This is a genomic window from Accumulibacter sp. (assembly GCF_036625275.1).
GTDB lineage: Bacteria > Pseudomonadota > Gammaproteobacteria > Burkholderiales > Rhodocyclaceae > Accumulibacter.
In genome coordinates this window covers 1-10,475 of the sequence record NZ_JAZKUD010000115.1, presented here as the reverse complement: position 1 = coordinate 10,475, position 10,475 = coordinate 1, and the positions used below count along the sequence as shown (strand labels likewise).

Annotated in this window: 14 protein-coding genes and 1 pseudogene; 8 read left to right on the top strand and 7 right to left on the bottom strand. The window is 65.0% G+C overall.

Annotated features, from left to right (window positions below):
* From V5B39_RS20240 to ureG, 4 genes are all read left to right on the top strand, one after another.
* A partial coding sequence (locus V5B39_RS20240) for an urease subunit alpha (protein WP_332344642.1) occupies positions 1-815 on the top strand: 815 nt, incomplete at its 5' end.
* A 7-nt stretch (positions 816-822) separates the two neighbouring features.
* Complete coding sequence (ureE, locus tag V5B39_RS20235; protein ID WP_332344641.1) at positions 823-1,389, top strand: urease accessory protein UreE; 567 nt, start codon at positions 823-825, stop codon at positions 1,387-1,389.
* Positions 1,386-2,057: an urease accessory protein UreF gene (locus V5B39_RS20230; protein WP_332344640.1), complete on the top strand. Its 672-nt coding sequence runs from the start codon at positions 1,386-1,388 to the stop codon at positions 2,055-2,057. The genes ureE and V5B39_RS20230 overlap by 4 nt, the downstream gene beginning before the upstream one ends.
* Before the next feature lie 17 nt (positions 2,058-2,074).
* A complete protein-coding gene (gene ureG / locus V5B39_RS20225) occupies positions 2,075-2,686 on the top strand; it encodes an urease accessory protein UreG (RefSeq protein ID WP_332344639.1) in 612 nt (203 codons plus the stop codon).
* 256 nt (positions 2,687-2,942) lie between these two features.
* Here ureG and V5B39_RS20220 read toward each other — a convergent pair whose 3' ends face one another.
* From V5B39_RS20220 to V5B39_RS20210, 3 genes are all read right to left on the bottom strand, one after another.
* On the bottom strand, positions 2,943-3,197 hold the full coding sequence (locus V5B39_RS20220; RefSeq protein WP_332344638.1) for a hypothetical protein: 255 nt from the start codon (positions 3,195-3,197) through the stop codon (positions 2,943-2,945).
* 310 nt (positions 3,198-3,507) lie between these two features.
* Complete coding sequence (locus V5B39_RS20215; protein ID WP_332344637.1) at positions 3,508-4,047, bottom strand: CIA30 family protein; 540 nt, start codon at positions 4,045-4,047, stop codon at positions 3,508-3,510.
* Entirely contained in the window at positions 4,040-4,576 is a 537-nt protein-coding gene (locus tag V5B39_RS20210; protein WP_332344636.1) for a lipocalin family protein, read from the bottom strand. The genes V5B39_RS20215 and V5B39_RS20210 overlap by 8 nt, the downstream gene beginning before the upstream one ends.
* A gap of 358 nt (positions 4,577-4,934) precedes the next feature.
* On the opposite strand from V5B39_RS20210, the gene thiS reads away from it, so the two are divergent.
* The 3 genes from thiS to trmB are packed head-to-tail and all read left to right on the top strand — an operon-like array spanning position 4,935 to position 6,703.
* Positions 4,935-5,135 (top strand): sulfur carrier protein ThiS, encoded by a 201-nt coding sequence (gene thiS / locus V5B39_RS20205; protein WP_332344635.1) that lies wholly within the window; start codon positions 4,935-4,937, stop codon positions 5,133-5,135.
* Positions 5,136-5,162: 27 nt separating this feature from the next.
* Positions 5,163-5,957 carry a thiazole synthase gene (locus V5B39_RS20200; RefSeq protein WP_332344634.1) on the top strand — a complete coding sequence of 265 codons (795 nt, stop codon included), beginning with the start codon at positions 5,163-5,165 and terminating at the stop codon, positions 5,955-5,957.
* 2 nt (positions 5,958-5,959) lie between these two features.
* A complete protein-coding gene (gene trmB / locus V5B39_RS20195; protein WP_434735735.1) occupies positions 5,960-6,703 on the top strand; it encodes a tRNA (guanosine(46)-N7)-methyltransferase TrmB in 744 nt (247 codons plus the stop codon).
* Here trmB and V5B39_RS20190 read toward each other — a convergent pair.
* Positions 6,662-7,186 carry an energy transducer TonB gene (locus V5B39_RS20190; protein ID WP_332344632.1) on the bottom strand — a complete coding sequence of 175 codons (525 nt, stop codon included), beginning with the start codon at positions 7,184-7,186 and terminating at the stop codon, positions 6,662-6,664. The genes trmB and V5B39_RS20190 overlap by 42 nt on opposite strands.
* An 82-nt stretch (positions 7,187-7,268) precedes the next feature.
* Between V5B39_RS20190 and V5B39_RS20185 the strand changes: the two genes are divergently transcribed.
* The gene (locus V5B39_RS20185) at positions 7,269-8,432 is read left to right on the top strand and encodes an ankyrin repeat domain-containing protein (RefSeq protein ID WP_332344631.1); all 1,164 of its coding nucleotides are present in this window, start codon (positions 7,269-7,271) and stop codon (positions 8,430-8,432) included.
* 46 nt (positions 8,433-8,478) lie between these two features.
* Here V5B39_RS20185 and hemW read toward each other — a convergent pair whose 3' ends face one another.
* The 3 genes and pseudogenes from hemW to rph all read right to left on the bottom strand — a co-directional run.
* Complete coding sequence (gene hemW / locus V5B39_RS20180) at positions 8,479-9,732, bottom strand: radical SAM family heme chaperone HemW (RefSeq protein WP_332344630.1); 1,254 nt, start codon at positions 9,730-9,732, stop codon at positions 8,479-8,481.
* Complete coding sequence (gene rdgB / locus V5B39_RS20175; RefSeq protein WP_332344629.1) at positions 9,732-10,319, bottom strand: RdgB/HAM1 family non-canonical purine NTP pyrophosphatase; 588 nt, start codon at positions 10,317-10,319, stop codon at positions 9,732-9,734. Before rdgB ends, hemW begins: the two co-directional genes overlap by 1 nt.
* Positions 10,316-10,475, bottom strand: a pseudogene (rph, locus tag V5B39_RS20170) (ribonuclease PH); the annotation flags it as partial. The gene rdgB and the pseudogene rph, both read right to left, overlap by 4 nt.

Here is a 10,475-nt window from a genome sequence, read left to right as displayed (position 1 = left end):
CGCGGCCGTACACGGTGAACACCGTCGACGAGCACCTCGACATGCTGATGGTTTGCCACCACCTCGATCCGGCGATCGCCGAGGACGTCGCCTTCGCCGAGAGCCGCATCCGGCGTGAGACGATCGCTGCCGAGGATATCCTGCACGACCTCGGCGCACTGTCGATGATGTCGTCGGATTCGCAGGCGATGGGACGCGTCGGCGAAGTGATCATCCGCACCTGGCAAACGGCGCACAAGATGAAGGTGCAGCGTGGTCACCTGGCGCCGCCGGTTGCCAGCGAGCAGGCGAAAGCCAACGACAACTTCCGCGTCAAGCGCTACCTTGCCAAGTACACGATCAATCCGGCGATCACGCACGGCATCAGCCACCTGGTCGGCTCGATCGAGGTCGGCAAGCTGGCCGACCTGGTGCTCTGGAGACCGGCCTTCTTCGGCGTCAAGCCGTCGCTGATTCTCAAGGGCGGGATGATCGCCGCCGCGGCGATGGGCGACGCCAATGCCTCGATCCCGACACCGCAGCCGGTGCATTACCGGCCCATGTTCGGTGCTTTCGGTGGTGCGCTCAAGACTTCGGTGACCTTTGTCTCGCAGGCGTCGCTCGACAATCCCGAACTGGCCGGGCTGCGGCTCGCCAAGCCGCTGCATGCCGTCCGCCAGACGCGCAGACTGGGCAAGTCGGACATGATCCACAACGATGCGACGCCGAAGATCGACGTCGACCCTGAAACCTATGCCGTGCGTGCCGACGGCGAGTTGCTGGTCTGCGAACCGGCGAGCGTGCTGCCGATGGCACAGCGTTACTTCCTGTTCTAATCTGCGCATGCTGTTCGCCGAATCCTTCGCCAGCTCATTGGCCGCGGGCGAGACGCCTGCAAGCGATCGTCTGGTGCTGCCGTACGACGCGCGTCGCAAGAGCCGCCAGCGCGTGCTTCTGGCCAGCGGCGAAGAACTCGGCTACGTCTTTCCCGCCGGGACCGTGCTGCGGCACGGTGACCGCCTGCTGACCGGTAACGGCCGTGTGATCGAGGTCGAGGCCGCCCCCGAGGCGCTACTCGAAGTTCGTGCCCTTGACGCCTTCCAGTTGATTCGTGCCGCCTATCATCTCGGCAACCGGCATGTGCCGGTGCAACTCGGTGAAGAGTTTCTCCGCTTTCAGCCGGACCACGTTCTGGCCGAGATGCTGGTCGGTCTCGGTTGCGACGTCAGCGAAGTCGAGGCGCCATTCGATCCGGAGGGCGGTGCCTATGGTGCGGCGGCACACGCGCACGGCGAGGCGGCTGGGCGTGGTCACGACTACCGGCCGACGAAGGGCGGGCGGGTGGTAGATCCGCACGACCCGGGCCACGGCCCGCATCGCTCGCCGGCGAAGATTCACGAGTTCAAATGAGCCTCGCGTTACCTCGCCTGCTGCAGCTCGCCAGCCCGGCGCTGCCAGTGGGAGCCTATACCTATTCGCAGGGCCTCGAATGGGCCGTCGAGGCGGGGCTGGTGCGCGATCAGGCGACTGCCGCCCAATGGATCGGTGGTCTGCTCGAGGAAGGCGTCGGCCGCTTCGAAGCACCGCTTGCCGCCTGCCTGCAGCGCGCCTGGGCTGCCGGCGACATCGGCGAAGTCGAACGCCTGAACGCCGAATTCCTGGCCAGCCGCGAGTCATCCGAGCTGCGCGCCGAGACAGTGCAGATGGGCTACTCGCTGCGCCGCCTGCTGCACGATCTGGATGATTTCCCCGTGCCGCCGGCTCTTGATGCGCTGCCGGAAGTGGCTTTCCCGACCGGCTGGGCGCTGGCGGCGGCCGTCTGGGAAATCCCGCTGGCCGACTCCCTGGCCGCCTATCTGTGGTCCTGGTGCGAGAACCAGGTGATGGCGGCGTTGAAGGCCGTCCCGCTCGGCCAGACCGCCGGGCAACGGGTGTTGCTGGCGCTCGGCGGCCAAATTCCGGCGGTGGTGCAGCAGGCGCTCGCACTGCCCGAAGCGGCATGGAGCAACTTTGCACCCGGCCTGGCGCTGGCTTTGAGCCGGCACGAAACGCAATATTCGAGACTTTTTCGATCATGACAGAAAGCGAACCCCGGATGAACCGACGACCCGCCCTGCGCATCGGCATCGGAGGCCCGGTCGGCTCCGGCAAGACCGCACTCACCCTGGCGCTGTGTCTTGCCCTGCGCGAAAAATACAGCCTCGGCGTGGTGACCAACGACATCTACACCGCCGAAGACGCCAGGTTCCTGGTGCAGCACGCCGCACTGCCGCAGGAGCGCATCCTCGGCGTCGAGACCGGCGGTTGCCCGCACACCGCGATCCGCGAGGATGCCTCGATCAACCTCGAAGCCGTTGCCCGGCTGACCACGGCCTTCCCGGACATCGAAATCGTCTTCGTCGAGTCGGGTGGCGACAACCTGGCCGCGACCTTCAGCCCGGAACTCTCCGACCTGACGATCTACGTCATCGACGTCGCCGCCGGTGACAAGATCCCGCGCAAGGGTGGGCCGGGGATCACCCGGTCCGATCTGCTGGTGATCAACAAGACCGATCTGGCGCCGATGGTTGGGGCTTCGCTGGAGGTGATGGAGCGCGACAGCCGAAGAATGCGCGGCGAGCGGCCGTTTGTTTTCAGCAACATGAAAACCGGGCAGGGGCTGGCGGAGATTATCGACTTGATCGAGGAGCGCGGTCTGCTCAGCTGACCCGCAGCTGATTTTCGACCCGAGGTGGCCGCAGGGCATTTCGGGGACGCATTTCGGGGACAGTGTACTAAATATAGGGAAAGGCCAGCTGTACCCGTCGATCGTTGCCCGAGCAGAACTGAACAACGCCTGTGTCGGGGCACTGGTGGCGTTGCGCGGAGGAGTTTCGGCGACACGAGAATTTATTCAGTTAACCATACCGTCACCGAAATACAGTCCTACCGCCCGGACAGGCACCCGCCGTTTGCCAGGTGACCTATGTAGTTTGGGACGTCAGCTTTCTCGGTGACAGGCCTTGCTCGATCATTTCGGTTTCGAGCTTGATGCGCAGTATCAGCAGGCCACGCAACGTTTGCCGGGCCTTGTCGTCGGCCCAGGTCGTGTGTGGTTCTTCGAGGCAGGCTTGGATGGCTGGCTGGTCGGCCAGATCGACGCCGCAGATCGCCGCGTAATGGATGATTTCGTGATCAAGCTCGTTCATTTCGTGGCTATAGTTTTCGAAGCCGCTCATGGCAATGGCGTCCAGCGGCGAGTCGGCATGGTCCTCTCTGAGTGGGCGCGGGTGTCGACTCCGTTGCGATTCTGTTTCGTCATCATGCCTCCTCCTTGTTTGCTTGCCAGCTTGCCACCCTGCGCCATGGCCTCGCGCAGGGTGGCCGGGAACTCCGGGCGCCACGTCCGGTTTTCGCCAGCGCAAGGAAAATCGCCCTTTGCAGCAACTCGCCGGCAGCGAATGTACCGCCGCGAAAGTTCTCTGCTGTCCGGGGCCCGATCCAGAACGGGGATCAGCACTCACCGCGCGATGCCGCCCCTCTCGCCAATTATCGCGACCCTGGCGCTTCAGCGCGTAGCCAGCGAATCGAGAGCCTGAAGCTGCCCGTCTGCCGGTCGGCGATCATCAGGCCCACGCGGCGGATTCGCGCCGGGTCGAGCGGTGGCGCGTCGACCGGGCGGCCGCGATGGCTGGCGGTGAAATCGGCGATGGCCAGTACGATTTCGCTCCACTCACCGGCAGGAGGCGAAAATACGGCCTGGTAACTGGGCCCGTCGTAGGCGTCGTCGGTGCGCAGATTGAGTTTGTAGCGTCGCCCGTCGCCACGCACTGCGAGACGGAAGGTCCGTGTGCCAGGCGCCGAGTAATCGTCAGGCGCCGTACGGACCGAGGCGAAGCCGCCGTTGTTGGCCAGCGAGACGCTGCCGGTGAAGTCGGCATGGCCGGCGGCCGCAAACAGCAGCTGACTGCTGGAGAGACCGCCCATCACGGCATCGTCCACCGCCGACCAGGCCAGGACACTGGCGGGGGTGTCAAAAGCGACCAGCAGCCGGCTGGCGGCGGCTGATGACCGCCGCGCCTCAGGCATCGGGTCGATCCTGCCCGACCCAGATCAGGCGGCTGATATCGAAACCCATTTGCTTCGCTTTGGCCAGCAGTTGCTCGCGAACAGCGGGCGGCAGGTGGCGCTCGCGCGAGAGTATCCACAGATAGTCACGGCTCGGCCCGACCACCAGCGACCAGCGGTACTCTTGCTCGTCAAGCGCCGCGATGTGGTAGCCGCCATAGAAGGGGCCGAAAAATGAGACCTTGAGCGAGCCCTGCGTCGCGTCGCCAATCATCAGCGCCTTGCCAACCGCTTCCTTCCAGGCGCCTTTTTCGACGTTGTAGCCGCGGTTGACCACTTCGACGCTGCCGTCGGGCTGCAGGCGATAATGCGCCGACACGTCGCTGAGTCCGCGTTCGAAGGAATGGTCGAGGCGCGCGATCTCGTACCATTTGCCAAGGTAGCGATCGAGCTGGAAGTGGCTGACCGGGGTGATGCCGTCCGGGACGCTGGTGCAGGCTGCGAGCAACAGCAGCGGCCAGCAGAGGAGCAGATGACGAAAATGGCGCACGGTTTTGGTCTCACAGACGGGCGAGGGCCTATTATCCAGCCCTGGGCGGCGAAGTCGAACATCGACTTTCACAGACCGACTACGAGTCGGGCCTCCGGGTGCCGGTCAGACAGAAGATGGTGCAGCCTTGAGACAAGGGAGGTTCCGCAAGAGATGCCCATTCAGCACCAAACCGCGAACGGCTGGAACTTGTCCAGCATGGCTGACAGAGCAGGGCATCGATCTCGCTCGTTTGCCGATTGACCCGGTCGTTACGCCAAGGCAGCCGCGTGGGTGGGCCACGGTATGCGGCGCTTGCCCTGCTCAGGCGCACCGCCGTCAGCGTTGAGCGCGCGCCGCGTGGTAAAATCCGGTCCCCATGGAACTCCTGATCAACGGCGAAAGCCGCCAATTCCCCTCGCCGCTGACGGTCGCCGAACTCGTGGTGGCCCTGAACCATGCCGGCAAGCGGATCGCCGTCGAACGTAACGGCGAGATCGTTCCGCGTGGTCGGCACGGCGAGACGGTGCTGGCGGATGGTGACCGGATCGAGATCGTCGTTGCCGTCGGTGGCGGCTGAACCTCATTGACTAGCCGAGAAGAGAACATGCCATCCTCCCCACATCGCCTGACGGTTGCCGGCAGGACCTACCGTTCCCGTCTTCTCGTCGGGACCGGCAAGTACAAGGATTTCGCCGAAACACGGGCAGCGATCGATGCCTCGGGCGCGGAGATCGTCACCGTGGCCATTCGTCGCACCAACATCGGCCAGAACGCCGGCGAGCCGAACCTGCTCGACGTGTTGCCGCCGTCGCAATTCACCATCCTGCCCAATACTGCCGGCTGCTACACCGCCGCCGAGGCAGTGCGGACCCTGCGCCTGGCGCGCGAGCTGCTCGACGGGCATGCGCTGTGCAAGCTGGAAGTCCTCGGTGATCCGACCAATCTCTTCCCGAACATGCCGGAAACGCTGCAGGCGGCGGAAACGCTGGTCAGGGAGGGTTTTGCGGTGATGGTCTACTGTGCTGACGATCCGATCCAGGCAAAAATGCTCGAGGACATCGGCTGCGTTGCGGTGATGCCACTGGCCTCGCTGATCGGTTCCGGCATGGGCATCGTCAATCCCTGGAACCTGCGCCTGATCATCGACAACGCGAAAGTCCCGGTGCTGGTCGACGCAGGCGTCGGCACGGCCTCGGATGCGGCGATCGCCATGGAACTGGGTTGCGATGGCGTGCTGATGAACACCGCCATTGCCCACGCCCGCGATCCCTTGCTGATGGCCAGCGCGATGAAGAAGGCGGTCGAAGCGGGGCGCGAGGCGTTTCTCGCCGGGCGCATGCCGCGCAAGTACTACTCGGCCGACCCCTCCTCGCCGACGATCGGCTTGATCGGCTCGTAGGCATGGCTGGCCAGGAGACCGTGTACACTGCCGGTCGCGCCGGGCACATCCGCAGTTTCGTGCGTCGCCAGGGGCGGGTCTCGAATGCCCAGCAGCGCTATCACGAAGAGATGATGGCCAGCATCGGCATTCCCTACAGCGCGACGCGGGTCGATCTTGACGCGCTGTTCGGGCGTGCGGCGCCGCGGATTGTCGAGATCGGTTTCGGCATGGGCGAGACCTCGGCGGCGATTGCCGCGGCGCACCCGGAGAACGACTACCTCGGTATCGAAGTGCACACGCCGGGCGTCGGCAGCCTGTGCAAACTGGTTGCCGAACTGGGTCTGCACAATGTGCGCATCATCCAGCACGACGCCGTCGAGGTTCTGCGCGACATGCTTGGGCCGGCTTCGCTGGCCGGGGTGCACCTCTTTTTTCCCGATCCCTGGCCGAAAAAGCGTCATCACAAACGGCGCCTGCTGCAACCGGCTTTCCTTGCCTTACTGGCTGGTCGCCTGCGGCCAGGGGGTTACATTCATTGCGCCACGGACTGGGAAGATTACGCGCAGCAGATGTTGGCCGTGCTGACAGCCGAGAGCCTGCTGGAGAATACGGCGATCGGCTACGCGCCGCGCCCCGACTATCGCCCGCTGACCAAGTTCGAACAGCGTGGCCTGCGACTCGGGCACGGTGTTTGGGACCTGGTCTTTCGCCGGCGGCCGGAGTCACTCCAGACGGAAGACGACCGGCAGGATCAGCTCGCGTGACTGGACCCAGTTGACCTTGCCCATCGCGTAGGCGGCCTTGATTGCGGCCTGGTCGAGGATCGCATGGCCGCTGCTGGCGGCGATGCTCACGTCGCTGATGTGGCCGTCGTCGGAGACGCGCAGCAGCAGGCGAACTTCCCCTTCGAGGCCGCGTGCGACGGCGTCGGGCGGATAGTACAAATGCTGCGACAGTTTGCGCCTGGCGGCGTCGACCTGGCGTTTTGCCACCGTTTGGCTGAGGGGTGGCCCGGCGGGCGGGGCGGGGCGGGTTGCGGGAGGCGGTTTGACGGCTGGCGGTTCAGCGATGAGGGTGTCCTTCAGCAGCGGATCCTCAGCGCGTGGCTGCGTCTTCGCCGTCTGGCGCAGCGATGCCTCGAGTGGCGGCTGTGCCGGCGGAGGAGCGAACCTGACGGCGTCCCCGAACAGCACGGCGGCGTGCAGGATGAGCGACAGGGCAAGGGCAAGAATCAGGCGAGACGGCATGGGCGTGACATTGTGAAGCAAAACCGGGCAGCCGGCACGGGAAGAACGCTGGCTTGCCGTAATGTCGGAAGGGAGGACGCGTGTGAAGCATTTGATCGGAAGACTGGGCACATGGGTGTTGCTCGCCAGCTACCTGCTTGCTGCTCCGCTATGGGCCGAGGTCCCGGACCCGATTACCTTCGGATATGCCATCGAACGTGGCAACCTGCGCAAGGTCAAAGGCTGGCTTGACGAAGGGCTGAGCCCGGAATACGAGGCGGCGCATATCGGTACCGGTCTGATGGTTGCTGCCTGGTATGGCAACATCGAGATGATGGCGCTGTTCGTCGAACGGGGGGCCGACCTGCGGCGCAGCAATCGCAATGGCGAACAAGCCCTGCAGCTGGCGGCCTGGGGCGGGCATCTGGAGGCAGTGAAATGGCTGATCGAGCGCGGAGCGCCGGTCGAGCGTGAGGACAAGCAGTGGGGAGCGCTGCATTACGCGGTCTTCAATGGCCATGAAAAGATCGTCAGCGACCTGATGGCGCGTGGCGCCAACATCAATGCGCGGGCGCCGAACGGCGCCACACCGCTGATGCTCGCCGCTCGCGAAGGTCACGACGGCTTGGCGCGGGTGCTGCTCGAAGCGGGTGCCAATACCCGCTCGCAGAGCGACTGGGGTGATACGGCGCTGACCATGGCCATGCGCTATAACCATCTGCGTCTGGCCAAGATGATTTCATCACCGGAGGAGTTTGCGATTGCGGTCAAAGCGCCGCCGGAGAGTTTCGGCGAAGCGACCCGCTCGGCGGTGGCACCGAGCCCGATCGAGGCGATCCTGCGAGAGATCCGCGCAGCCGAGGCCGAAGGGCGGCCAAGTGAGGAATTGCACCGGAAGCTGCGCGTTGCGGTCAATGACCTGCGGCGGGTCAACTCGGTGCCGCTGGCACAGCGCCCGATGCCGCGCCCGTATGTCCCGCGGTCGATGGTCATCACCGCCCGTCGTGCGCAGCCCGGTGCCGAGCGGGCGCAGCTGGTGGTCGACGGCGGCGCTGCCGCGCCCGTTGTCGCGGCGCAAGGCGCCGGCAGCTCGGCTGCCGCAGCCGGGAAGGCACCGAACCAGATCGCCGCTGCCAAAGAGCGCAGCCAAGCGGCAGCCCGGGCGTCGGACTTGCTGAGGCAGATTCGTCTCGCCGAGGCGCAGGGGCGGCCAGCCGATGAGCTTCGGCAACAGCTCTATCAGGCGGTCGAGGCGATGAAACCGTGACGGCCGCATCGCTCGCGCCTGCACCACCTGCCGCGGGCCGAAAGGCTCAGCTCCGGTCAACCAGGAAGCGCTGCAGTAATTGATTGAGAAAGCGCCGGCCGTGATCGCTTGGCGCGATATGCTGTCCGTGGCGTCTGATCAGGCCCTCGCTTGCGGCTTGTCGCAGTTCGCTTTCGATGCTGATCAGGGGCAGCGAGGTACGCAACTCGAATAGCTGCGCGTCGAAACCCTGAACGAGGCGCAGCGCGTTGAGCATGAACTCGAAAGGCAGTTCCACGGCCTTGACGGCGAACTCCTCCTGTATCGGCGTGCCGGCGGCAACTTGCGCCAGGTACTGCTCGGGCCCCTTCCAGCGCATCTGGCGCAGGACGCGATCGTGCAGTGTCAGCTTGCTGTGGGCGCCTGCTCCGATACCCAGGTAGTCGCCGAAATGCCAGTAGTTGAGGTTGTGCCGGCACTGCTGGCCAGTCTGTGCGAAAGCCGACGTTTCGTAGTGCAGGTAGCCGGCTTCGGCCAGCCTCGCCTCGATGGCATCCTGCATGTCGGCACAGAGGTCGGGTTCGGGCAAGGTCGGAGGGCTGGCCGCAAAGGCGGTGTTGGCTTCGATCGTCAATTGATAGCAGGACAGGTGTGCCGGCGCGAACGAGAGCGCGGCGTCGATGTCCTCGAGTGCCTCGGCAAGCGTCTGCCCGGGGAGGCCGTACATCAGATCCAGATTGAAATTCTCGAAGTGTTTGCCGGCAAGCTCGATCGCCTGCCTGGCTTGACGATCGTCGTGGATGCGGCTGATTGCCTTGAGGTGCCGCGGATTGAAACTCTGGATGCCAAGCGACAGACGGTTGACGCCAGCGGCGCGAAAGGCCGCAAATTTTCCGGCTTCGACGGTTCCCGGATTGGCTTCCAGCGTGATCTCGGCCTCAGGCAGAAACGGCAGTCGACTGCGCAAGGCCGCCAGGATCTGATCGAGGCCCTCGCCCGAGAGCAGGCTGGGGGTGCCGCCACCGAAAAAGACGCTATGCACCCGGCGACCCCAGACCAGCGGCAGTGCAGACTCCAGGTCGGCAATCAGGGCGGCCAGGTAGTCGCCTTCGGGGATCGTCGCCGGCCTTCGCGCAGCGCCCTGGCCACCCGGCAGCGCATGCGAGTTGAAGTCGCAATAGGGGCACTTCTGCACGCACCACGGAACGTGGACGTAAAGCGACAGCGGCGGTGGGTTGCGGAATTGCAGTTGGCTGGGGTTTGCGGCCGCCGGCCGCCAGGCAAGCAGCGGAATGACCGTGCGCTCCCCGCTGCCCGCCATCAGCGCCGCGCTTGCAGGCGCTCGACGAGGCGGGCCAGCGCCTGACCGCGATGTGAACGGCGGTTTTTCTCCGCCGCGTCGAGTTCCGCGGCGGTCTTGTCAAGCTCTCGGATGTAGAACAGGGGATCGTAGCCAAAGCCATCGTCACCGCGTCCTGCCGACAGGATTTCCCCGTCCCACTCGCCCTCGGCGATGATCGGTTGCGGGTCGTCGGCATGGCGAACGAGGACAATGACCGAGACGAAATGCGCCGCGCGGCAACCGCTGTCGCCAAGTTCAGCCAGCAGCTTCTGGTTGTTGCGGGCATCGGACCTGGGTTCGCCGGCATAGCGTGCGGACTGTACGCCAGGTGCGCCGCCGAAAGCGTCGACACACAGGCCGGAGTCGTCGGCCAGCGCGGGCAGGCCACTCAGCCGCGAGGCATGGCGGGCCTTGGTGAGGGCGTTTTCCACGAAGCTGCAGTGTGGTTCCTCGGCCTCGGGGATGCCAAGTTCGCCCTGCGGAACGAGTTCCCAGCCCAGCGGCGCGAGAATGGTATCGAGTTCCTTCAATTTCTTGGCGTTGTTGGAAGCGAGGACGAGTTTCATTGGGCGAGGGCTGCCTGCTGTTGGTTGAGCAACTGGTGGATACCGGCCTGCGCCAGATCGAGCAACTGGTTCATCTGCGTGCGCGTGAAAGGCTCGCCCTCAGCCGTTCCCTGGACCTCGACAAGGCCTCCCGCGCCGGTCATCACGACGTTCATG